At 41.8% G+C, this 24,372-nt stretch carries 21 protein-coding genes; 15 read left to right on the top strand and 6 right to left on the bottom strand.

Annotated elements, in window-relative coordinates; translation table 11 throughout:
* Window positions 1–86 precede the first annotated feature (86 nt).
* Window positions 87–659 carry a 1,6-anhydro-N-acetylmuramyl-L-alanine amidase AmpD gene (gene ampD / locus A3774_RS01710; protein WP_456264836.1) on the top strand — a complete coding sequence of 191 codons (573 nt, stop codon included), beginning with the start codon at window positions 87–89 and terminating at the stop codon, window positions 657–659.
* On the opposite strand, the gene A3774_RS01705 is transcribed toward ampD, so the two are convergent.
* Window positions 645–1,355, bottom strand: coding sequence for a 16S rRNA (uracil(1498)-N(3))-methyltransferase (locus A3774_RS01705; protein WP_067862372.1), 711 nt, complete (start codon window positions 1,353–1,355; stop codon window positions 645–647). The genes ampD and A3774_RS01705 overlap by 15 nt on opposite strands.
* A 201-nt stretch (window positions 1,356–1,556) precedes the next feature.
* On the opposite strand from A3774_RS01705, the gene A3774_RS01700 reads away from it, so the two are divergent.
* The 5 genes from A3774_RS01700 (at window position 1,557) to phbB (ending at window position 7,902) form a co-directional block, all read left to right on the top strand.
* Window positions 1,557–2,594, top strand: coding sequence for a Fe(3+) ABC transporter substrate-binding protein (locus A3774_RS01700; protein WP_231867910.1), 1,038 nt, complete (start codon window positions 1,557–1,559; stop codon window positions 2,592–2,594).
* 101 nt (window positions 2,595–2,695) lie between these two features.
* A complete protein-coding gene (locus A3774_RS01695) occupies window positions 2,696–4,351 on the top strand; it encodes an ABC transporter permease (RefSeq protein WP_067862370.1) in 1,656 nt (551 codons plus the stop codon).
* 5 nt (window positions 4,352–4,356) lie between these two features.
* Complete coding sequence (locus A3774_RS01690; protein WP_067862453.1) at window positions 4,357–5,475, top strand: ABC transporter ATP-binding protein; 1,119 nt, start codon at window positions 4,357–4,359, stop codon at window positions 5,473–5,475.
* A gap of 131 nt (window positions 5,476–5,606) precedes the next feature.
* Window positions 5,607–6,941 carry an MATE family efflux transporter gene (locus A3774_RS01685; protein ID WP_067862368.1) on the top strand — a complete coding sequence of 445 codons (1,335 nt, stop codon included), beginning with the start codon at window positions 5,607–5,609 and terminating at the stop codon, window positions 6,939–6,941.
* Window positions 6,942–7,152: 211 nt separating this feature from the next.
* Window positions 7,153–7,902, top strand: a complete 750-nt coding sequence (gene phbB / locus A3774_RS01680; RefSeq protein ID WP_067862365.1) for an acetoacetyl-CoA reductase — start codon at window positions 7,153–7,155, stop codon at window positions 7,900–7,902.
* 81 nt (window positions 7,903–7,983) lie between these two features.
* On the opposite strand, the gene A3774_RS01675 is transcribed toward phbB, so the two are convergent.
* Window positions 7,984–10,842 (bottom strand): DUF349 domain-containing protein, encoded by a 2,859-nt coding sequence (locus A3774_RS01675; RefSeq protein WP_067862363.1) that lies wholly within the window; start codon window positions 10,840–10,842, stop codon window positions 7,984–7,986.
* Between the two features lie 363 nt (window positions 10,843–11,205).
* Entirely contained in the window at window positions 11,206–11,631 is a 426-nt protein-coding gene (locus A3774_RS01670; RefSeq protein WP_067862362.1) for a YchJ family protein, read from the bottom strand.
* A 126-nt stretch (window positions 11,632–11,757) separates the two neighbouring features.
* Between A3774_RS01670 and sbcB the strand changes: the two genes are divergently transcribed.
* Together sbcB and A3774_RS01660 are read left to right on the top strand one after the other, a co-directional pair.
* Window positions 11,758–13,224, top strand: a complete 1,467-nt coding sequence (gene sbcB / locus A3774_RS01665; protein ID WP_067862359.1) for an exodeoxyribonuclease I — start codon at window positions 11,758–11,760, stop codon at window positions 13,222–13,224.
* Complete coding sequence (locus A3774_RS01660; protein ID WP_067862357.1) at window positions 13,211–13,699, top strand: hypothetical protein; 489 nt, start codon at window positions 13,211–13,213, stop codon at window positions 13,697–13,699. Before sbcB ends, A3774_RS01660 begins: the two co-directional genes overlap by 14 nt.
* Window positions 13,700–13,745: 46 nt before the next feature.
* On the opposite strand, the gene A3774_RS01655 is transcribed toward A3774_RS01660, so the two are convergent.
* Window positions 13,746–16,595: an insulinase family protein gene (locus A3774_RS01655; RefSeq protein ID WP_067862355.1), complete on the bottom strand. Its 2,850-nt coding sequence runs from the start codon at window positions 16,593–16,595 to the stop codon at window positions 13,746–13,748.
* Window positions 16,596–16,785: 190 nt separating this feature from the next.
* Here A3774_RS01655 and A3774_RS01650 point away from each other — a divergent pair, with 190 nt between their 5' ends.
* Genes A3774_RS01650 through A3774_RS01635 form a run of 4 tightly spaced genes read left to right on the top strand, consistent with a single transcriptional unit; the run spans window position 16,786 to window position 20,712 of the window.
* Window positions 16,786–17,169: a DUF6394 family protein gene (locus A3774_RS01650; RefSeq protein WP_067862353.1), complete on the top strand. Its 384-nt coding sequence runs from the start codon at window positions 16,786–16,788 to the stop codon at window positions 17,167–17,169.
* A gap of 37 nt (window positions 17,170–17,206) precedes the next feature.
* Window positions 17,207–18,901, top strand: coding sequence for a potassium channel family protein (locus tag A3774_RS01645; protein WP_067862351.1), 1,695 nt, complete (start codon window positions 17,207–17,209; stop codon window positions 18,899–18,901).
* 18 nt (window positions 18,902–18,919) lie between these two features.
* Entirely contained in the window at window positions 18,920–19,816 is an 897-nt protein-coding gene (locus A3774_RS01640; RefSeq protein WP_067862349.1) for a DMT family transporter, read from the top strand.
* Window positions 19,817–19,824: 8 nt separating this feature from the next.
* Window positions 19,825–20,712: a Tim44 domain-containing protein gene (locus A3774_RS01635; RefSeq protein ID WP_067862347.1), complete on the top strand. Its 888-nt coding sequence runs from the start codon at window positions 19,825–19,827 to the stop codon at window positions 20,710–20,712.
* A gap of 68 nt (window positions 20,713–20,780) precedes the next feature.
* On the opposite strand, the gene yaaA is transcribed toward A3774_RS01635, so the two are convergent.
* Together yaaA and A3774_RS01625 are read right to left on the bottom strand one after the other, a co-directional pair.
* Window positions 20,781–21,557 (bottom strand): peroxide stress protein YaaA, encoded by a 777-nt coding sequence (gene yaaA / locus A3774_RS01630; protein WP_067862345.1) that lies wholly within the window; start codon window positions 21,555–21,557, stop codon window positions 20,781–20,783.
* Window positions 21,558–21,705: 148 nt separating this feature from the next.
* Window positions 21,706–22,008, bottom strand: coding sequence for a hypothetical protein (locus A3774_RS01625; RefSeq protein WP_067862343.1), 303 nt, complete (start codon window positions 22,006–22,008; stop codon window positions 21,706–21,708).
* 214 nt (window positions 22,009–22,222) lie between these two features.
* Here A3774_RS01625 and A3774_RS01620 point away from each other — a divergent pair, with 214 nt between their 5' ends.
* From A3774_RS01620 to A3774_RS16920, 3 genes are all read left to right on the top strand, one after another.
* Window positions 22,223–23,500: a tryptophan--tRNA ligase gene (locus tag A3774_RS01620; protein WP_067862341.1), complete on the top strand. Its 1,278-nt coding sequence runs from the start codon at window positions 22,223–22,225 to the stop codon at window positions 23,498–23,500.
* A 23-nt stretch (window positions 23,501–23,523) separates the two neighbouring features.
* Window positions 23,524–23,877, top strand: coding sequence for a sulfurtransferase (locus tag A3774_RS16925; protein ID WP_231867908.1), 354 nt, complete (start codon window positions 23,524–23,526; stop codon window positions 23,875–23,877).
* 155 nt (window positions 23,878–24,032) lie between these two features.
* Window positions 24,033–24,359 (top strand): sulfurtransferase, encoded by a 327-nt coding sequence (locus tag A3774_RS16920; protein WP_231867907.1) that lies wholly within the window; start codon window positions 24,033–24,035, stop codon window positions 24,357–24,359.
* The last annotated feature ends 13 nt before the right edge of the window (window positions 24,360–24,372 follow it).

The following is a 24,372-nucleotide window of genomic DNA, read 5'->3' as shown; positions in this document are numbered from 1 at the left end:
CAAAGAGGGCTGGCCTCTGTTATTATTGGATAACGATGATTAATAGGTCGCTAATTCTAACGAATCTAAGTAATAGCGGATAGAGGATGATGGTTGTAAAAAACGAAAATGGTTGGTTGTTTGGTGTGAATCGGGTGTTGTCGCCTAATTTTAATGAAAGGCCTGAAGGCGAGAGTGTTTCACTTTTAGTTCTTCACAATATTAGTTTACCGCCGGGACAGTATGGTGGCGGATATATAGAGCAGTTTTTTACCAACCAGTTGCCTATAAATGATGATCCGTTTTTCCAAGAGATTAAAGATCTACAAGTATCATCCCACCTTTTAATAGAGCGCACGGGACGGGTTGTTCAATTTGTGCCTTTGCATAAAAGGGCGTGGCATGCGGGTGTTTCTTGTTATGAGAATGTTGAAAATTGTAATGATTTTTCCATAGGTGTTGAGCTTGAAGGTACAGATTCTGAGCTTTATACGGCAGAGCAATATACGCAATTAGTCGAGCTTACTTTAGCTATTCAAGCTAAGTTCCCAGCTATTATGGATGACAGAATCGTTGGTCATTCTGATATCGCTCCGGGTAGAAAAACAGATCCTGGGCCAGCTTTTGATTGGGATTGTTTTTTCACTCAGTTAAAAAATAGAAAATTAGACGGGGAATAGTCGGGAAAGCAGGGCGGGTACGGCATTTTCAACTCTTAAAATTCGCTCGCCAATATGGATGGCGTTAAATCCGCAGTTATTAAGTTTTTCGACCTCATAAGGGATAAATCCGCCTTCGGGGCCGATCGCTAATGTTGTTTTTATTGCTGCACTTTGAGGGCAGGGAGTGGCGTTATAAGGGTGGGCGATCAGCGCTCTTGTGCCTTGTGCCAAAGAGGGAAGCTCATCCTCGATAAATGGTTTAAAGCGTTTTCTTAAATGAACATTGGGCATCACTGTATCGCCTGCTTGTTCCAGCCCTAGTTGTAAATTTTCTATGATCTGTTTTTCTAAAATAGGGCTGCCCCAGTAGCTTTTATCAACACGATAAGAATTGATAAGGTAAAGCTCCTTAACTCCCATAGATGCTACTGTTTGTAATATACGTTTCAGCATTTTTGGTCGAGGCAGGGCTAAAAGAAGAGTTAAAGGCAGTGGATGTGGTGGTGTTTGGTCTAATGTTATTTGTAACCTGATAGCACTGTCTGATAATTCAAGTACAGTACCTTTGCCTATTAGCCCATTTAGCATGCCAATCTTTAATTGCGAGCCGATTTCGGGTTTATGGATCGTCTTAATATGTTGGAAACGCCTGTCATCGAGTTTTACTTGCCCTTCCGCAATTAAATCATCTTCTGTGAGGAGTATTAGGTTCATATATACCGTTGTGTGAGTTTGGTCGTAGGGTTGGATAGTTTATCGAGCAACATTAATAGATGCGACCATTAATCCAGATCAATGATTAGTTATTTAATCTTAATGAGAATGTTTATCGGTAGCATTATCTTTTGTGTTGTGGTAATTTAAGCTCCTCAAATTAAAGCTTCTCTATTTGTTTGTCCTTGTAAGGGGTTTACTGTGAAATTTACACGCGTTGTTTCTACAATGGCTATGGCCGCTGTTTTTGCTACAGGGTTTTTGCCTTTATCTGTATCGGCCGATGATAATCTTGTTAATGTTTACTCTGCACGTAAAGAAGCGCTTATAAAGCCTTTGTTTGATCGTTTCACTGCTGAAACAGGCATTGCTGTTAATTTAGTAACAGGTAAAGCTGACGCACTTTTAAAACGCTTAGAAGTTGAAGGTGATGCTACACCAGCCGATCTTTTTGTCACGGTTGATGCAGGGCGTTTGTATAGAGCGAAAGATGCGGGTGTTCTTCAAGTAGCGACGAGTGAAACCTTAGATAAGCTAATTCCTGCACATTTAAAAGATGTTGATGGTTATTGGTATGGTATGTCGCAACGTGCACGGACGGTGTTTTATGTTAAAGGTAAAGTAGATCCTGCTGAATTAACATCTTATGAGGACCTTGCTGATCCTAAGTGGAAAGGACGTATCTGCATTCGTTCATCAAGTAATATCTATAACCAATCACTCGTTGCATCCATGATTGATGCCAATGGCGTAGATGCGACTGAAACTTGGGCTAAAGGGCTTGTAGCTAATTTTGCTAAGCCACCTGCAGGTGGTGATACGGATCAATTAAGAGCAGCAGCTTCAGGTGTTTGTGATCTGGCAATTGCTAATACTTACTATTACGCACGATTAGTTCACAGTAATAAAGAGAGTGATAACGAAGTCGCGGCTAAATTAGGCACTGCATGGTTAAATCAGGATGGTCGTGGCGCACATGTTAATGTGAGCGGTGTTGGTGTGACTAAATACGCTTCTAATGTGGAAAGTGCCATTAAACTGATGGAGTTTATGGCTTCTGATGAGTCTCAAGTTTGGTATGGTGCTGAAAACAACGAATACCCAGTTGTTGAAGGTGTTGAGGTTTCACCCGTTTTGAAAGGCTTAGGTGAATTTAAAGCGGATGACATTGAACTAAGTAAGTTGGGAACTAATAACCGCGCTGCTGTTGAGCTTATGGACCGTGCTGGTTGGAAATAGCTCTAATTACTACCATTTCATATTCTAATAAGTGTTAGAATGATGCTTTTAACGCCCGCAGATTTATATGCGGGCGTTTTCTGTTTTTCTGAACGGGATAAATGTTTGTAGTGACTCCCTTAAAATCTCCTTATCGAGTAAACTGGCTGACATCTAGTTCGTTTGTGATCGCTGTATTATTAGCCCTGCCTATCTTTGTGATTGCGGGGTTTGTTTTTAGTGGTTCTGCCGATGTTTTTACGCACTTGTATCATACGGTGCTGTTCGATTATGTCAGTAATTCCCTATTATTAATGCTTGGGGTGGGTTTTGGGGTTTTATTGCTTGGGATCCCTACCGCTTGGTTGACAAGCGTTTGTGATTTTCCGGGACGTAGGATTTTTGCTTGGGCATTATTACTTCCCTTAGCTGTACCGGCTTATATCATTGCTTATACCTATACTGGGCTTCTAGATTTTGCTGGTCCGGTTCAAATGGCCATACGAGAGCTCACAGGCCTAGGCTATGGCGAGTATTGGTTTTTTGAAATCCGATCATTGGCTGGGGCTATCTTGATGTTAGCACTAGTGCTTTATCCTTATGTTTATCTGTTAAGTCGCGCTGCTTTTTTGGAGCAATCGGCCAGTACGCTAGAGGTTAGTCGGACGCTAGGTTATAACCAATGGCAAGGTTTGTTTAAGCTAGCACTGCCTCTTGCTCGTCCAGCGATTATTGCCGGTTTAACCTTAGCATTGATGGAGACCTTAGCTGATTATGGTACCGTGCAATATTTTGGTGTAAATACATTTACGACCGGTATATTTAGAACTTTTTATGGGTTTGGTGACGCTGTTGCGGCGGCCCAGTTGGCTGTTTGTCTTTTGAGTTTTGTCGCTTTATTAGTACTGGTTGAAAAATACTCCAGACGAAAATCCCGTTATCACTCATCTGCAGAATTTAAAGCTAAAGCAAAATTAATCTATTTATCCGGCTGGAAAGCCGCAGTAGCATTTTTGATCTGCTTGTTGCCTATAGTATTTGGATTCTTGATACCTGCAGGGCAGTTGGCTTTTTGGTGCTTAACCCAAGCAGATCTTTCCGATGGCTCTTTCTTTCAATTAGCGTGGAACTCGTTTTACCTTGCTTTTTTAGCTGCCATCATTGCTGTGAGCTTTGCGTTAATTTTGGCTTATGCCTCTCGTTTGAACCCTAAAAAGGTGGTGAGGTTTTCAGTTGCTACGGCGGGGTTGGGATATGCGCTACCGGGAACTATTATTGCTATCGGGGTGATAATTCCATTTGCTTGGATGGACCATCAGTTAATTGCAATGGCAAAGAAATGGTTCAGTGTTGATATTGGTTTAGTGTTATCGGGCACTTTAGTGGCGCTTTTATTTGCTTATACGGTACGTTTTTTGGCGGTATCTTTAGGTGCCGTCCAGAGTGGCCTTGATAAAATAAAGCCGAGTATTGATGGTGCTGCACGTACGCTTGGTTACACACCTATGCAGGTTTTAAAACAGATACATGTTCCCTTGATGAAGAGTTCTGTTTTGACCGCCTTACTTATCGTTTTTGTTGATGTGCTTAAAGAGTTACCAGCTACATTGATTCTGAGGCCTTTTAATTTTAATACCTTAGCTGTTAGGGCATTTGAACTGGCATCTGATGAGCGTTTGATTGATGCAGCTCCTGCATCGTTGTTGATTGTGGCGGTTGGATTGATACCTGTGATTTTATTAAGCCGTTCTATCGCAAAAGGGCGGGCGGGAAGTTGATTGAGATGAAGATAGAAAAACATCTAAATGTTGAGAACGTTACTCTTGCTTATGGTGAGGAGGATGTTGTACATAATGCGTCTTTATCACTTGAAAAAGGTGAAATTGGCTGTCTTTTGGGGCCAAGTGGCTGCGGTAAATCAACCTTGCTTCGAGCGATTGCAGGGTTTGAACCTGTGAAGTCTGGACGTATTTTTATGCGTGGACAGGTGCTGTCTGATGCGCAAAATATATTGCCAACTGAGCAGCGAAATATTGGTATGGTCTTCCAAGATATCGCGCTTTTTCCGCATTTAACTATCGAAGAAAATATTGTTTTTGGTATTAAAAAATGGTCAAAAAAAGATCAAGTTATTAGAGTTCAGGAACTTCTGAATTTGATCGGATTGCCTGATATTGCTGAACGCTACCCACACTCTCTTTCCGGAGGTCAACAACAGCGTGTTGCCTTAGCGCGGGCAATAGCACCTAAGCCTGATCTGTTGTTACTCGATGAGCCGTTTTCTGGTTTAGATGCGAATTTGCGAGAAACTCTAGTACCTGAAATTAGGGATATATTAAGAAAAGAGCAGATGAGTGCTATTTTGGTGACCCATGACCAGATGGAAGCCTTTGCGATGGCTGATAAAATTGCGGTTATGCAGCATGGCAGGATTCAACAATGCGGTTCTGCATTTAATATTTATCATGAACCTAAAAACCGTTTTGTCGCAGACTTTATAGGTTTAGGTGAATTTTTGCAGGCTTCTATTAAGGATGAATACTCAGTGGATTCGGCATTAGGCTGTTTGGTTGGTGATGAACCTTTAGGTTATGCACCAGGCACGCCGGTTGAGTTGCTTATTCGCCCTGATGATATACAACACTCTGAACAAAGCTCATTAACCGGTCGTATAGTGAGTAAATGGTTTAGAGGCTCTCATTACCTTTATCATGTAAAACTGGCCAATGGTGAGGTTTTACCTTGTATTACTGCTTGTCATCATGACCATGACGTAGGTGAGGATTTAGGTATCAGTATCGAGCTTGACCATCTTGTTGTTTTACCAATCTGTGATCCAGACACCGGGGTTTGCGATCTGCAAGAATCGGAAGTTGTTCAAACACAAGCTATTGCACGGTAGTTAATAGCTCCTCCTCCCGTTGGTTTTATAGTGACTAGGTATTTCTAGCAATATAATGTTCGATAAAAGGAGATTCAGTTATTTCGAGGGATAGAGTAGGATTGTGCGCTATTTTATTTCTTCGGTGACTTATGTCCGTTCGTATCAATCTGCTTGAAGGTGATATTCGACCAACCTTAATCAGAATGACATTCCCCATGATGCTTGGGATTGTTAGTTTGATGCTATTCAATCTTGCGGATCTTTATTTTGTCAGTCGATTAGGTACTGATGCGTTAGCTGCTTTAGGTTTTACTTTCCCTGTTTGTTTTACTGTTATCAGCTTAGCTATTGGCTTAGGGATAGGTACCTCGGCTATTTTGGCGCGCTTATTGGGCAAAGGGGAAAGTGAAGAAGCCCGCTCGCTTGCCACGGATAACTTATTGGCGATTGCTGTGATGATTGTGCTTGTTAGCTCATTACTGCAGTTGTTTATCGAACCTGTATTTTTAGCTATGGGCGCGCGCGACGCTTTAATGCCGCTTATTCAGACTTATATGAATGTGTGGTTAGTAGGGTCTGTTTTTCTGGTTATTAATATGGTTTGTAATGCCTGTATGCGCGCCACGGGTGATACTAAAACGCCTGCATTAATGATGGCTGCATCGTCGTTACTCAACTTTATACTTGATCCTCTGTTTATTTTTGGTCTGGGTTCTTTTGAAGGGTTTGGAATTCAAGGGGCGGCTATTGCTAGTGTCATCTCTTGGAGTTTAACGACTTTGGTGGCTATCTATCTGCTTTTTGCTCAAAAACGTCTATTGGTTTTTCAGCCATTTAATTTCATCCGTTGGAAGAGACACTCCTGTGCGGTTATGAAGATCGCGCTGCCAGCCTCCTTGTCTAATATGATGACGCCAATTGCACAAGCTGTCTTAACTTATATTGTGGCTCATCATGGCCCGGAAGCTGTAGCAGCCTTTGGGGTGGGTAACCGTATTGAATCTTTAGCCTTACTTGTATGCTTGGCGCTTTCTATGACGCTCCCCCCTTTTATTAGTCAAAATGTGGGCGCTGGTAAAGTGGAGCGAGTGAAATCTGCATATCGTATGGTGATTGGGTTTTCATTATTTTGGCAGTTTTTGGTATTTATTATCTTAATTTTATTGGCTGAAGAGGTTGCATCTTTGTTTAGTGATAATAATCAGGTCAAATCACTTATTATTTTATGGGTTTTTATTGTGCCATTTGGCTTTGCTTTTCAGGCAATAATCTTCCTTACCGCATCCAGTTTTAATGCATTGCACAAACCTTTTATGGCGATGAAAGTCAGCCTTGCGCGCTTGTTTATTTTTACTGTTCCGTTCGCTTGGATGGGTTCTCAACTGTTTGGTTTACAGGGGATGTTTGTGTCTCTTGTGATGGCTAACTTATGTGTAGCTGTGATTGCTTGGTTATCCATGCGGGCTTACCTCAAGTCTTATTAATGCTGCATATGCGTTAAATTTTATTTGACTAGGATGTGATGTAACTCATTGTTCACAGGCGTGGAGTAAGCTAATGTTGTTCCACCAAAGTCATATTAATATCTATGAATGGATGGCATTATGATCGAGGTAAGGACGAGATGAATTATAAAATCATAATAAAAATAGATAACACCCAAACAAGCAAATATACGATATAAGGGGATGGAGCATGAGTCAGAAGATTGCACTCGTGACAGGTGGTACTGGTGGTTTAGGTACTGCAATTTGCCGCACATTGGCAGATAACGGTTTTCGCGTAGTTGCCGGCTATAACAGCGGTGGTGATCACAGTAAAGCGAAAGCATGGCAAGACAAACAGAAAGAAGACGGTTATGACATTTTAGTGTCTTATGGTGATGTTACAAACGCTGAATCTTGTGCGCAGTGTATCGCCACGGTTGAAGAGCTAGCTGGTGGTGCTGTTGATATTCTTATCAATAACGCGGGCATTACCCGTGATGGGCAGTTCAAGAAGATGAGTTGGGAACAGTGGGATGAAGTTATGAGTGCTAACTTAGACTCTATGTTCCATATGACCCGTTTAGTGATTAATGGCATGATTGATAAGGGCTGGGGGCGAGTTATTAATATCTCCTCTGTAAATGCTCAGAAAGGCCAATTTGGTCAGTGTAACTACTCAGCAGCTAAAGCTGGGATACATGGCTTCACTAAAGCACTTGCGCAAGAAGTAGCGCGTAAAGGCGTAACAGTAAATACGGTGTCTCCTGGTTATATTAAAACAGCTATGGTTGCTAAAATTGCCCAGGAAATTCAGGATCAGATCTGCGCCGGTATTCCGGTAGGTCGTTTTGGTACACCTGAAGAGATTGGTCGTATGTGTACTTTCTTATGTGATGAAGAGTCTGGTTACATCACAGGTGCAGATATGTCAGTCAATGGTGGTTTACATATGTCTTAATTGACTATGTTTAGCATTTAAAAAAAACCGCTATGTGCGGTTTTTTTGTGTTTTATGGCCAGCATAGTATTAATGATGAGTTTAAAAGATATGCTCAAGCTTGCTTTCAAATCTATCATTAAACTCTTCAATATGTGCAGCGAATGGGATGCATAACCATTCATGTTCCAACTGTTTTATTTCTGATAGGTTAAAAGCTTGTTTTTGTTCAGCAAGGGCTTGCTGTAAACGCTCCATCTGGTACTCCATACGTAATGCTTGATCACATAACGGGGAGGGTTGTGATGAGGCTATCTCTAAGCGGATACATATCTTTCTGAGTTTTTGTTCTTGATCACTCAGTATGGATTCCAAAACATCGGGGTTCTTAGCGATTGTAAGCAATGTGGTGAAGCGTTCAGCAATCTCGTGACTCATAGGGTGCATAGGGTGCTCTGATGTTGTCTCTTGCTCCCAAGCTTGCTGGATACTTTGTAGTTGTTCTATCGCGCATTGATCTAATATGGCGTGTTCTAATTGATCACAGATTCTCGCTTTACGTTCAAGCGCTATGTAAGGTTCTGTTTCAAATGTTTGCAACTCTTCTTGTAGCTGTTGTAAAGCATCTGTAGCTGATTGAACGGTTTCTTGATTAAAGGCTGGAACTAAAGAGTTTTGGCTTTCTAGCTCGGTAATTAGGGACTGGGCTTGATCTATAGCTGCTTCTAAAGACTTTACGCTGCAACCAGAACTGATCATATCTTTCAGTTGCTGGCAGGCATCATCTAACAATGGTTGGATCGAGTTTGAAGCCGCGTTAGGTTGTTTGCCCTCGTAAAAAGCTTCAAAGATTTGGCTACAATTTTCTCGGAATTGGTTCCAAAGCTTTCGTTCCTGATTGCGTGGTGCTGGCCCAATCGTTTTCCACTGTTGCTGAAGAGATTTAACTGTGTCAGTGGCTTCGGCAAAGTTGTTTGAGTTGAGAAGACGCGTAGTTTCATCAATTAAACTTTGTTTTTTAATAATATTCCCAGCACGGAAGTTTTTGAGCGCCTCTTCGCAGCCTGATAAGATCTGATCTAAGGTTGCTTGAAGCTTTTTCCCCGGTGCGCGATCAACTGGAGAATATGTGCGCCAATCTTGTTTAGCTTGGCGGATCTGATCTTCATATAGCTTCCACTCTTCAGCACAGTCTCCTTCTGGAGGCGTTAGCTTATCTAACTTTTTGCATATAAGTTCGCGTTGTTTAAGATTGGTAATGCGAAGCTCTTTCTGTTCTGAAAAGTGTTGGTCGCAAGGCGCATAGGCGTCATCCGATGCTTTTTTAAAGCGTTTCCATAGCTGTTGCGAGTGTACTGAATCGGTTGCATCGAGTAACTTCCACTCTTTCTGTATTCTACGGACTTCGTTTGCGCGCTCTTGAACGGTGAGGTTAGATTTTGACAGAGTTTCCATCTCTTGGCATAAATTTTCTTTCTTAGGTTGAACCGCATAGGCTTGCCAATCTCGCATCTCTTGTAGTTCAGCGCTGAGTATTTTAGTTCTATGTGCCAAGTCGGCTGGTAGGTTGCCATTTAAGCGTTTATTGATCTGTTCAACTTTTTTAATATATTTGTCTGCGTTACGAATTTCACCCTGTTGAATCGATTCAGTAAGATTATCTAATAGTGTTTTGAGCTCATTATGTAATTGAGTTTGCTGATGATCTTTACGATCAATTTTGGTTTGGGCGGCAGCTAAAGCTGTTTCTAATTGGTGTAACTTGGTTGGTTTTTCATGCTGTGTTGGCCAGCTGAGTCGATTCAATAGCTGACGTGCTTGTTTTGCTTGTTTGTTAAGTGTTACAGGTTTTATATTTTCATCTGTAAGGCTAGAAAGAAACTTCTCGATCTGCTCCGAGGCCTTGTTGTAGATCGTGTAGCAAGCGATTAAATTACCAAGCTGAGATCTTATTTTATTAAAACTTTGTAGCTCTTGTTCGGAACTGAAAGATTTAAGCTCTTCCCATTGTTTGCCTATGTTGTGTAGTTGGTTTTCGACTTCAGCTAGACTGGATTCATCAAGAATATTTTCTGTGCTCTCTTTAAGTACGCAAAGCTCTGAATAAAGGTGGTGACTTTGATTTACTTTCTCTTGTTTGAGCGCTTCTTCTGCTTCCAGCTGTTTAATGCGCGCTTCTTCTGCTGCCAAAATAGCTTCACATTGCTGTTGATGAGTTTTGAATCTAGCATTTTGCTCAATACTCGTATGCTCTGACAACGTTTCGTATTCTTTGATTAGGGAGCATAATTTAGGAGTAAATAATGGGAAAAAGGCTTGATGGCTCAGTTGTTCTGTATTGTGAATAAGTTGCTCTATTGATGCTTGAATGCGTTGGGCTTCTGCCTTCTCATCTTCTATTGTTTGCAGCTTGTCTCTAGCTGCTTTGAAGACGCCTTTATCTTTGTTGCGTGAAGTTTTGCAGATTTTGTTCAGTGCTTCTTCACTGCTAATACGCTGTGTTGCTTGGATTCTATCCGCTGCACGCTGACTTTTTTCGGCAATAACTGAAAGGCTATAATCATCGTTTAACTGTTGAATTGCTTGCTCACGAATCTGTTCATTACTGCTATTTAAAGCAATATGAGTGAGGAAATTACACTCTGTAATAGTCTTTAGTGCACTGAGTTTTTCATCTAATGAACAGTCTGGGGAAGAGCCTAATATGAGCTGACTAATACGATGCAAGGATTGTTGCTGTATCGTATCAGATGTTGTTTTTTTACTGATTTTAATCAATAAGCTGAGGCTGTTTAGTTTCTCTATTGCTGCCAAGCGCACAAGCTCGTCATTATCTTCCAATGCTAACTGGGATAAGATGGTTTGTGATTGGGGATCAGTATCACGTAATTTTGCTATAGCTTTAATACGCTTGTCTGATTTGCTGTGTTGCCAACTGGGCTTAAAAAATCTTACTAACATAACGTCCTAAACATCTCTGGCAGAGGTGCATATTAAAAGATGGATATTTGATGGAGCTCCACCTGCCTTAAGGGCACATATTCTAACGTAGATTTGAAACGCTGACAGCGTTGACATTAACTGAAAAAGCCTAAGTTGCACGGTTTTCGATAAGTTTTATACTGTGATAGGGCTTAGAGCCCCAGAATACGTGGCTTTGAGGTTAAAAGCGACGTGTATGAAAATCTTTAATAATAATTAAGATAAAGGGTGATAATTCCGATCTTTTTGGGAATGGGTTTACATCGGCCTTGAAATTGTTTTAAGGCCGCTATCATACTTTGCCTAAAGGGGATCTTATCGTAAGTATTAAGTGAGTTAATACTAAGTTTTGACCTCTACTTCCCCATCCACATAAACCCAGAAACCATTTTCTTTTCTGAAATTAGATTTTTCATACAAAGTACCAGTTTGATCTTCAGTTTCAAACTGTGCTTCAAACTCGACCATTCCGATTTCGTCAGTTTTAGTGCCTTGATCAGTATCTAAAATCTTTAAACTGGTCCAGTTGGTACATTTAACTTGATCAGCTAAAATTTCTGCATCATTTGGCCCTCGGTTTTCAGGTGCCGTAGTATCAATTAAGTAATCGATAGCGCCTAATGAGAAAGCGCAATAACGAGAGCGCATAAGTGCTTCTGCCGTTGGGGCAGCTTTTTGGCCTTGAACGAGAGGCTCGCAGCAATAGGCAAATGGTTTGTTGGAACCACAAGGACATGGTTTCTGCGTCGCTTCCTGATGATGTGACATGGGTGAACCCTTAACAGTGAAATGTTAATCTGCATGATAGTGAGTTAATTAATGACATGTTAGTACTTATATAGCTTTAAATCTCGTGCTAACTATCAGATCTGTTGGTTTTTCAAGGATATTTATATGGCTAAGGCACCGTTGACATTTTTTTGGCACGATTATGAAACTTTTGGTGTAGATCCTAAACGTGATTGGCCTGTTCAGTTTGCAGGTATCCGCACAGATGAGAATCTCAATATCATTGAAGAACCCGTGATGTTTTACTGTAAGCCAAGTGAAGATCAGTTACCTCATCCCGAAGCGTGCTTAGTTACAGGCATTACTCCCCAAAAAGCGATGGAGGAGGGTGTGTGTGAGGCTGATTTTTTTTCTCAGATTATGGAGCAGTTAGGGCGGCCAGGCACTTGTGGTGTGGGCTATAACAGTATTCGTTTTGATGATGAAGTGACCCGCTACGGCTTGTATCGTAACTTTTATGATCCTTATGCTAGAGAGTGGCAAAATGGATGTTCCCGTTGGGACATTATCGATATGCTGCGATTGACTCGCTCCCTGAGACCGGAGGGGATTAATTGGCCCGTTTATGACGATGGCTCGCAGAGTCTTCGTTTAGAGGATCTGACTAAAGCAAATAATATAGATCATGGACACGCCCATGATGCTCTATCGGATGTGTATGCCACTATAGCTATGGCAAAGCTGGTACGTGAAAAACAGCCTAAGCTTTTTGATTACCTACAAAAGAATCGTTCAAAGCAGGCAATTCAAGCTCAACTGGATCCTATTAGTCATAAGCCAGTATTACACATCTCCTCACGTTATCCAGTCCAGCATGGTAACGCTGCTATTGTGGCGCCCTTAGCAACGCACCCTGTTAATAAAAATGGGGTGCTAGTTTGGGATCTTCGCTATAACCCCGAGCCTCTAATGAGCTTGCCTGTAGAGGAGATTCGTCGGCTTTTATATACCAAGCATACGGATTTGAATGAGAATGATCCTAAAATAGCGCTCAAGCAGGTGCATGTTAATAAGTGTCCAATTATTGCTCCCGCAGGGATGTTAAATAAGGAGGAAGCCGCAAAATTAGAGATCGACGGTGATACATGTCGTACTCATCTGCAAATGTTGAGAAATTTTACTGGTCTTTCCAGCAAGATTGCCGATATCTATAGTGAAAGTCCATTTGAAGCTGAAAGTGATCCCGATATGATGTTGTATAGCGGTGGATTTTTTTCACCAACGGATCGTAAATTAATGGATCAAGTGCGGATGGCAAGTCCGAGTGAACTAGCAGAGATCGATCTACCTTTTCAGGATGGCCGCTTGGAAGAGATGTTGCTGCGTTATAAAGCACGGAACTGCCCGTCGGTGTTGACTCACGAAGAACAGATGCAGTGGGAAAGCTATAGAAGAGGGAAACTGATCAAAGGCGAAAATGGTCATTTGACGATGGAACAGTTCTATAATCGTTTAAATGAACTCTATACAGAGCATAATCAGGACGAAACTAAGCAGCATATACTTGAAGAGTTGTCGGTTTATGCCGAGGCTATTTATCCGATGGAAGAGGAATTTGATGAAGCCTACTAAGTGGCTTATCCCTATTTTTTTGACGAGCATGAGTGTTTTTTCTCCATGGGGACATGCCAAGGAGGAGTTTTTCTCGACTCTAGAATATAAAGTTACGTCACCCAAGGGGGATTTTTACGGTACGGTTGATGGTGAAACCGCTTACCGTAATTGGCAGCGAGGGGCGTTTGATCGAGAGCAGATGGTTGAGATTCGCCCTAAAGAGTTACCGAGTGACCTTCCGCCTGCTGTCGTTGTGCATTTTGCTGAAAATAATGTGAATAATAGCGCTAAGGGCCAAGTTAAAGCACCGATTTTAACGGGTGAAGAAAAGGTTTTTATGCGTATAGCTAAAGATGAACAGCGGGCGCGGTGTGTTTTATTAGGGCAAAAGTGTGAGGCCTTTTTGAAGCCAGAAGATACAGATTCGGTTTACTATAGGCCGATTGAAATGCAGCAGAAAAACAGGAAAGTTATTACGTCTGAGGAAAAATAAGAGGACACTTAGTTGTAGTAGCTTAGTATCCTCTTATTCCAAGACTTTAAGCCTCCGGTACGTTTACATGTTGAGCTTTTAGTTGATTGAATAGTTCACTGGCTGTATTCGGTTTCTCTGGAGCATCTACGGTAAATTTATTACCTGTATTACTAACAATTAAACGTCGATTTTGAAGTGCGTCAAAGCACTTAATAAGATCATTTAACGTTATTTTCTTGACCGATTCAGCTAAACGCTCACGCGTATCAAAATTGGTTTCCTGCCGATCCAGTTCTCTCCAATAACGACTGGTTTGCGCCGACAGTTTATTATCTTTACGGGTGATACGAGAGATTACACTACGCTTAAATTGGGAGAGTTCTTGATCGCTAACCTTTAATAACTTCTGGTCCCATTCATCCATAAATTGATCGATATTCTTTTCTAAGATATTCGCACTTGCGATTGGAGATTGAACAATAAAGGCTATAGCGGGTGTTTTGTTCATTTGTAATGTAGTGGCAAAAACAATATAACCTAGCTGTTTTTCTGTTCTGATCTGGCTATAGAAAGGGGAGGCCAGTATCTCAGTTAATAAAGAGATTTCTGCTCTTGTTTTAATGCTGTTTGATTCCCCTTGTAGCAGCATAGAGATCGCTGAGTCGTTGTGATTAATAGTGAGACTTTCTTTTATCGCTGGGCCTTTAGGTATCTGTGTTACTTCAACCGAGGGAACGGCCTGAGGCTTTTCTTTTAGCAGTTTTTCTTTAATCAATGCACCCATTGATATTGCTGTGGCTTTATCCAAGTTTCCGTGTGTTAAAACCTTTAGTTGCGGCGCAGCGGTTAGTTTGGTCGCAAATGCTTTCAGTGTATCTAAATTTACGTTTTTCAGTGCCGTTGTTTGGCTGTGGTTATCCCATTGCGGTAGTAGGAGCTCGTATAGACGTCCAGTGGTTTGGTTATATGGCTTATCTTTACGTGCATTAGCTAAACTATCAGCGTATTTTTTCTTGAATATTTCAAAGCGTTCGGCTTGAAAGTCAGGTTTTTGAATCGCGTTGATAACACTGTTTAATAACAGACCTAATTTGTCGTTGTAGCCTGATAATCGAACAGTGAAACCTTTCATATGCGGGTATATTGTCGTACTTAATCCTGCAAGGTGAGCATCATAAAGTGTTTCATTAAGCTGCTCTTGTAATAGCTCGGTATAAAGTTTATTCATGGTCCAGTTTTCAGGACTGGCATTGGCGATCGGTGTTTGTAATGTGAAATAGAGGTCTGCTTGTGGGATGTTAAAACTGGTTTCTGTTTTATGCCACAGGCTAAAACCTTCGCTACTATCGATCTCTTGTGGAATAGTTGCCGTTGCTTGAGTGGTTAATAATTCTAAATCTTCGGCAATAAATGGATTAGGCGCTCTGACCGTCATCGCAGGGTCGATTTTATCAACCTGTAGTTGTGCCAACATGTCTTTCGTAAAAGGAATTTCAGTATAAGGAACATGGTAATAATGTTCTATTTTACCGGTTTGTTCTTTATTAGATTTTAAACTTAATAACATGTTTTCAGGGGTCAACCGATTTAAAAATGTCTGGATCAGTTCTGGATTAAAGTCAGCAAATAGGTAATTAGCTGAGATCGCCAATTCGGTTGGAAAGCGCTGCATCTGGCTCGCTAGACTGCTGACTAGATGAATCGGCTCAGCTTGTTCTTGGAAACGAAAAGCTATTTCACTGAGTTGTTTTTCTTCTTGATAAAGGGTTGCTTGAACCCCTTGTTGTTTAAGAAGTTCGATGTATTGGAAGACCGTTTGCGTTACTGCTAGGTATTGCTCTTCCCCTTTATCCGTTAGCTGAATATTGATCATCAAGCTGGATTCGGTAGGTAGATCGTGCCCTTGAGATGCGGAGAGTCCTGTAGCCCAACCCTTCTCCTTAAGGAAGGAAAGGAGACTTCCTTGGCCCTCATAACCCATTAAACTGCTAATGTAATAGATAGGTTTGGCTTTCCAATGGCTACGTGTCTCTGGGGTTGGAAATGTCAGCGTTAGGGAATGGATATCTTTAACGGTTTGAATGTTAATTTGTAGTGGCAGCTTAGACTGATCAAACAGCGGCACATCAGTTTTGAACTCAGTCACTTGCCTATTTTTTACCGGCGAGAATTTACTGCGAACGAGTGCTTCTAACTGGTCAAGAGGTTCCTTTCCTAGCACAACTAAGGTCATTACATTTGCTGAGTAATACTGATTGTAGAAGTCGATAAGTTCGTTGCGGATAGGGCGGGTTTTATCGTTATGTAAGGTCTCTAAATTACCGACCGCAAAATGGTTATAGCTATTTTCTTGATTCATTACCTGCTTGGTTGCGGCATAAATACGGCGATAATCATCTTTTATTTTAGCTTTGTATTCGGAATGGACCGCATGGCGCTCACGATCGACGTATTTCTCATTAAAAAGCGGAGCGATAAAAAATTGTGCGAAGCGATCAAGAGCCGGTTCTAAACTATCAGAGGTCACGTCAAAGAAGTAATTTGTATTCTCTTGTGATGTATAAGCGTTATGACCGCCGCCATGGGAACGGATATAGTTTTGGTATTCATCTGCTTCAGGATATTTTTCAGTGCCTAAGAACAGCATATGCTCTAAAAAGTGAGCAAGACCTGCACGATCTTTTGGATTTGCGCTTGAGCCAACAGCCACGTTCATAGATGCGGCCGCTTTATCAGTTTCAGGATCGGAGATAAGTAAGACTCTGAGCTGGTTGTTTAAGGTTAGAGCGGAATATTGTTTAGGATCAATTGGGCTCTTATCAACCTCTGCATAGAGATTTGTCGACAATAGAAGACAACTTATAAGGGCGAATAAAAAAGGGGCTTGTACTCGTTTAATTGAAGCTAACAACATATAACAACGCCTTATTTTGCTTACACTAAAGAAAAAACAGTTACAGATAAAATTAAGTGACCAAGAATAGCGGCTAGGGTTCCCAGTGGAAAGTAGGTTTTTATGCAGTTGAAGTGATCTCGATGGTATTAACTACTGCCAGTGTTACAATCATCACAACTATTATCGTTCAGTTTGCAGGAAGGATGCTATGAACAAAGAGAAGGTTATTTTCGCATTTTTCATCGTATTAGCGTTAACACTTAATTTTGGCTTTTTCATAGGAGATCTGACTGATCCCGAACATCATAATGTTTTTGAGTTTTTTGCGGCGCTTGTTGTAAGTTTAATCTGTACGGTCATTAAGTTTGGTGATCGCACTCATCTTGGTGCTCTAATGCTGGCAACCTCTTTGGTTGTTGATCTACAGCTTATTGTTGCTGCGGGTATTTGGGGATATGCAGAGCATATTAGTGGTACGGGAATGGATCCGTCTACGATGTCGAGCATTATTTCGCTGAGTGGCGGTGCATTACTCGCCAATATTATTTCAGTGGTCTTGCTGGTGGTCGAAACGGCTTTATTGCGTCGTTAATGGTGTTTACCTTTAATGGTGATGTTGAGTATTCACGATGAATAATGTGATCTACCTTTTTTTGCGGCGCTTAAAAACGCCGCTGATTACGATGATCGTGGTGTACTCCATATCGATCTTAGGCTTTGTATTAGTTCCAGGCCAAGATGATCAAGGCAATGTTTACCATATGGATTTTTTCCATGCGGTGTATTTTGTCTCCTTTATGGGCTCTACGATTGGTTTTGGTGAGATCCCTTATGCGTTTACCGCCGCCCAGCGCATGTGGACGTTATTCTGTATCTACGCAACGGTTATCTCTTGGTTATACGGCATAGGTACAGCATTAGCCCTGTTACAAGAACCTATATTTGGTCGTATGCTTCGCCGCCGCTCATTTACCTCCACTGTAAAAAAGATGAATGAGCCTTTCTATTTGGTCTGTGGTTATGGTGTGACAGGGCGGGTTGTTGTTCGTCAATTGGTTAAGCGAGATGTTCGAGTTGTGGTATTGGATATTGAACCCGATCGGATTGATGAGTTAGAAATGGACGACCTTCCCATCTCAGTGCCTGCTCTTTGCGCCGATGCTTCGCTGCCTGACCTCTTAGATGCGGCAGGATTGCAGCATGATAAATGTATAGGGGTGATGGCGCTGACGAATGATGATCACGTTAATCTATCTATAGCGATTGCCAGCAAGTTATTAAGTCCTGACCGTATGGTTATTAGCCGCACCGAATCGGATATAACAACCTCTAATTTACACTCGTTTGGGACCGATTTAGTGGTCGATCCGTTCCGCACTTATGCGCAATATCTCTCTTTAGCCGCGCATGAACCGTATATGCATCTGGTCTATGACTGGATACATAACCCTTTCCATCGACCACTATCAAGTGTGTATCAACGTACGAAAGGGCGTTGGATTATCTGTGGCCATGGACGGTTTGGGCGCGCACTCTATCGAGCGTTTGATGAGGGAGAGGTCGATCTGACGGTAGTGGATGTAGATGCAGTGAGTATCGAGGATATTCCACATCAGGTAACCGGTGTTGGCACGGAAGCGAGTACTTTGCTGGAAGCGGGAGTAATGGATGCGGTTGGTATTGTGGCGGGTACCCCTAATGATGCAGATAACCTATCGATTATCATGACCGCGCGCGAGCTGAATCCAAAGATTTTAACGGTTGTTAGGCAGAATATTCATGAAAATAGCTTGGTCTTTAAAAATAGTCGCGCTGATTTTGTGATGGAGCAGGGACGTATTATTGCTAACCGTGTTTTGGCTCATCTTAAATCGCCTTTAGTCCCTATTTTTATTGAAGAGATGCAAAACCGTTACGATGATGTATGGGCGCATACATTAATCAACCGTATGAGTAGTGTTGTTGGCCAGAATGAACTGGATTGCTGGGCTTTTGTTGTAGGCGAAGAGGAAACACCTGCTTTAATAGAGGCTTCACAGCAAGGAATTGAATTAAAGTTATCCCTGTTTTTTAAAGACCCTCACGATAGGAGGCGGAACCTACACGCGTTTCCTTTAATGCTTCGTCGTGGCGAGTTGGTCGATATGTTACCGGGTGAATTGGATATTATTCAGCCGGGGGACGAAATCTTAGTCTGTGGGCTAAATAAGGCAAACAAGCGTATGCAATGGACGGTGAATAATTATAACGTGTTGCACTACATTTTAACGGGGAACGATGCGAATAATAATTTATTATCTCGGTTTCTACTAAAATATTTTTAATGGTGTGAGGCGTTTCTTCTGGCTTATTTTCTTCTTGTTTTAACCACGCTTTTTTGGGCGGGTAACTTCGTGTTGGCCCGTGCCTTTTCGGTTGATATTTCCCCTGTCACTTTAGCGTTTATTAGGTGGTGCTGTGCGCTGCTGATTCTATTGCCTTTTGCTGTGCCTGCAATCTATCGTCATCGCGGTATTATTCTTAAGCATTGGCCTATACTTGTGTTTCTAGGTGCTTTAAGTGTTGGTAGTTTCAATACCTTAGCTTACATAGGTCTGCAATCGACAACTGCCTTAAATGGCACTTTAATGCAATCAACTATGCCGATTATGATTCTATTATTAAGTACTATATTTCTACGTGAAGCGGCATCAATGAAGCAGTGGTTAGGAGTTGGTCTCTCATTGATGGGGGTCTTGCTACTTGTCTGTCAGGGGCAGTTATCGATTTTAAAAACCTTAAACTTCAATGTAGGTGATCTTTGGATCATAACCGCGATGTTCATTTGGGGAGGATATAGTGTCGCCCTGCGCTGGAAGCCAAAAGAGATGAGTGGCTTTGCCTTTTTCTCCGTGACCCTGGTTGTTGGGATCATCTGTTTAGCGCCTTTCTCTTGGTTGGAAGCACAAAATCAGCCGCCGATCGAATGGAATACAGGTCTCTATTTATTAATAGCGTATTTAGTGGTGTTTCCCTCTATACTGTCCTATCTATTTTGGAACTATGGGGTAGAGAAACTCAGTGCGCAGCGGGCGGGTTTATTTATTCATTTAGTCCCATTATGGGGAATGTTACTTTCTGTTATGTTTTTAGGAGAGGAGGTTCAAGCTTTTCATTTATGGGGTATGACATTAATATTTAGCGGGATCTATTTCGCTGTAATTTCCAGTAATTCATCATCAAAAAAACAACAAGCTTAGGAGTAACGATGCGGACATTTTTTATCACACTGATGGCGGTATTTTTTATTACGCTTCCACTCGCAGAAACGGCAGATGCAAAACGTTTAGGTGGAGGCTCATCTTTTGGTAAAAGTTTTTTTTCATCCAAAAAATCACAGCCAGCACCTGCTAAAAAACAACCTTCTGCAACTAATACACAGAATAAAGCAGCAGGAACAGCGCCTAAACGTAGTGGTTTTGGCGGTATGATGGCAGGGCTTTTAGCGGGTGGGATTTTTGGGGCTTTGTTGTTTGGTGGTGCTTTTGATGGCATTCAATTTATGGATCTGTTGTTGATCGCGGGTGTGATTTTTATTATTTATAAGATTATGTCTATGCGGAAACAATCGAGACCGCAGCAGTCAGCGTATACAAACGGTGCTCAACAATATGAGATAAACCCTCATACACAGCCTATGGAGCGAGAAGCTCGAGCTGAGCCTGAAGCTGAGTTCAAACCTATGCCTTCTTTTAGCTCCGGTTGGGGTGAATCAAACGAAATAAAAGTACCAAGTTGGTTTAATCAAACCGCTTTTCTTACCGGTGCTCAAGAGCATTTTGTGAATCTACAAAAAGCATGGGATGCTAATAATTGGGATGAGATTGAAACGTATACCTCGCCTGAAATGTTTGCCTTATTAAAGGCTGAGCGCGCTAAATCTCCAGAGCAACAAACAACGGAAGTTGTTTCAGTAATGGCGGAAGTGGCGAACTTTATTGAAGAAAAAGATGAAGCTATTGTGAGCATCAATTTTTATGGTTGGTTGAAAGAAAACACAGATGAGGCGACTGAGTTCAATGAAACTTGGCATCTATCTCGTGATATGCGCCAACCGGATGCGGATTGGTTTATCGTAGGTATCCAGCAGAACTAATCAATAGATATTTTTAATATGAAAAAGCCAAAGCATATGCTTTGGCTTTTTTGTATATAGTTTGCACTTTATTCTTCGTGATCTCGAATAAAGGTCCAGTTATCTCCCTCTGACATGCTTTCTGCAAAGCGATAACCTTCTATATCAAAGTTTTTAAGCAATTCAGGATCTTCAATCTGGTTTTGGATGATATAGCGGGTCATTAAGCCGCGTGCTTTTTTTGCATAAAAGCTAATCATCTTATATTGACCATTCTTCCAATCTTTAAAGGCTGGTGTAATGATTCGGCCTTCAATGCTTTTCTCTTTAGCTGCTTTGTAGTACTCGTTGGAGGCTAAATTTACTAGTACAGGGGTGTCGCTGCTGGCTAAAGCTTGGTTTAAATCATCGCAGATGGTTGTGCCCCAAAACTCATAGAGATTTTTCCCGCGGCTATTGGCCAGTTTTGTACCCATTTCAAGCCGATAGGGTTGCATAAGATCTAAGGGTTTTAAAACACCGTAGAGGCCGGACAAGATGCGGAGGTGATCTTGGGCAAACTGCAGATCTTCTTCGCTAAGGGATTCGGCATCGAGTCCAGTATACACATCGCCTTTAAAAGCTAAGATAGCTTGTTTGGCGTTGTCAAAATTAAACTCGGGTTGCCATGATTCATAACGAGCTACGTTTAAGCTAGCCAGCTTGTCACTCAGTTTCATTAACTCAGCAATATCTTGGACAGAAAGTTTCTTTAAGTCGTCGATCAGCTCCTGTGAGTGCTCAACAAAACGGGGCAGTGTATGACTACGGGTGATAGGTGCAGTTTCGTAATCAAGAGTTTTTGCGGGGGATACGACAATTAGCATAGGAATCAGTCTGTATTAAATAAAAATATTATTGAGATCATAACCTTCTACGCGAGTACAAAAAAGGCCATTTTTTACAAAGTCTTTTACAACGCTGCCAATTAGGTTCATTGCTTAACGCCACACTGCATCCAACTCATCGATTAGCTTAGAGAGGTTCTGCTGTATCGCGATTGGAAGCAGATTTTTTATTTTGATAAATAGTATGGGCTAATACGCATAATGCCGTACCGGTACAGACCAACAGAGCAGGTATGAGTGCATTATCAAATTTGCCAACTACCTTCATTATAGCTCCAGAGAAGAGTAGCCCACCAAATAGACATAAAATGCCTGACATTACTGAGGTAACTATGTTGTTTATAGTGTACTCAGTTTGACGGTATATATACCATCCAATGCTGGAAAGTACTGCGGCAAGGGTGATCCAAGAAGCGATTGATTCGGTCATAATTATCTCGAAAATATTATTATTGTCTGATGCTTTTTAGCACTTTACCTCAAGTGAGGTCATCACGACATTATATTGATAGCCCAATGGCTAGGGATTGGGCGAAATCAATAAAAATTTTCGGTATTATACTCAGCATCCAAATGGTTTAACGGCCATACTGCCAATAATAAGCCTATTTCAGGCAGATTCAGGTGTAAGAGACGATAATTAAATGGAAAAGAAAACGGTTCTAACGGGTATCACTACAACAGGCACACCGCATATTGGTAATTATTTAGGTGCAATAAAACCAGCTATTGATTTGAGCCGTGGTGACACCTACAACAATTTTTATTTTCTTGCGGATTACCATGCGTTAATTAAGTGTCATGATCCTGAGCGTGTTGCTCAATCTACACGTGAAATTGCCGCCACCTGGTTGGCTTTAGGTTTAGATACAGATAAGGCAACGTTTTATCGTCAAACTGATGTGCCTGAAATTACCGAGTTAACATGGATCTTAACCTGTATGTGTTCAAAAGGGCTGATGAACCGTGCTCATGCTTACAAAGCGTCTGTCGATGCGAATCGTGATGCCGGTAATCCGGATCTTGATGACGGCGTGACTATGGGGTTGTTTAGCTATCCAATATTGATGGCAGCGGATATTTTGATGTTCAATGCTGACCTTATTCCTGTAGGTAAAGATCAGATTCAGCATATAGAGATGGCACGTGATGTGGCTGGTCGTTTTAATCACACCTATCGCCCGCTCTTTACTCAGCCTGAAGCGGTTGTTGATGAGCAGACTCAGCTTATTCCTGGGCTAGATGGTCGTAAAATGTCGAAAAGCTACAACAACACAATTCCTTTATTCAGCTCTGCGGATGAGTTGTATAAATTGATCAAGCAGATCAAAACAGATACCCGTACACCGGGGGAACCGAAAGACCCTGATACCAGTACTATTTTTCAGCTGTATAGTTGCTTTGCGAATGAACAAGAACGTTTGGCGATGCGTCAGCAGTTTGAAAACGGTATTGGGTGGGGCGATGCGAAGAAAGAGTTGTTTGAGTTTTTAGATAGTAAGTTGTCTGCGCCACGTATTCTATATAACGAATTAATGAATGATCTTGGCAGTGTTGAAGAGGTTCTGCTTAAAGGAGCCGATAAAGCTCGTTCTGTAGCAACGCCAATGCTTGAGCAGGTTCGCATTGCTGCGGGTATCCGCCCATTAACTTATGTGGCAGAACAACTGTCGGAAGAAAAACAGAAAAAAGAGAAATCAGCTGAAGCGATTGCTCGTGCAGAAGAGGGGCGTCGTCGTGGCATTTTGATGCAGTTGAAACCGCTATTGGCGCGTGTTGAGTCTGCGGATGATAAAGCAACTGCTGCACAAGAGATTGTCGCTGACAAAATGGCTGAAGTAGAGAGCTTAAAGAAAAAAGCAAAACAGAAGGCACAGAATGAGCTGGACGTTTTACAGGAAGAGCTTGCAGCGTACCTTTAACTGCAGAAACAGAAAGAGGGAATATGTACACCACTATTATTAGCGGGCCAGGTTTAAAAGAGCACTTGTCTAAGGACTGGGTTGTTTTTGATTGCCGGTTTAATTTAGCGGACACTAGTGCAGGCGAAGCGGCCTACATAGCTGGACATATTCCCGGTGCTGTTTATCTTCATTTGGATAACGACCTTTCATCTAAAATCACCCCAGAAAGTGGCCGGCACCCACTTCCGGATATGGGGCAGTTAGTTTCGCGGCTAGCCAAAGCAGGAGTATCTAATAACTCTCAAGTTATTGTTTATGACGATTGTGGCGGTGCTATGGCTGCCCGTGCTTGGTGGTTGCTCGGTTGTTTAGGCCATAAAAAGTCGCTGTTTTAGATGGTGGCTATGCTGCATGGTTAAATGCGGGTGGCGAAGAAAGTCAATTTAGGGAGCCGGGTACAGAAGGCGACCTTTCTGGACAGTTTCAACCTGAATACATTTTAACGGTTGATCAGTTGCAAACCTAGCTGTCTCAAAACTCGATCAGTTTAGTGGATGCGCGGGGCGAAGAGCGTTTCCGTGGTGAGGTTGAACCTATTGACCCCGTTGCTGGCCATATTCCAGGTGCTGTTAATCGTCCTCTTACAGATAACCTTGACCAAGGTGTGTTCAAATCTCCAGATCGTTTGCGGGCTGAATGGCAATCGATAATAGGAGATCTGGCACCTTCGCATATTGTTCATATGTGTGGTTCTGGTATTACTGCATGCCATAATCAACTAGCGATGACGATTGCTGGCTTACAAGGTAGCCGTATTTATGCTGGGTCATGGAGTGAATGGATTCGTAACCCTGAACGGCCTGTGGCAACAGATTAGCTGTTCAAGTTGA

The organism is Neptuniibacter marinus (assembly GCF_001597725.1).
Lineage (GTDB): Bacteria > Pseudomonadota > Gammaproteobacteria > Pseudomonadales > Balneatricaceae > Neptuniibacter > Neptuniibacter marinus.
The sequence above is the reverse complement of the archived record's forward strand: the minus strand, read 5'-3'. Positions and strand labels throughout refer to the sequence as shown.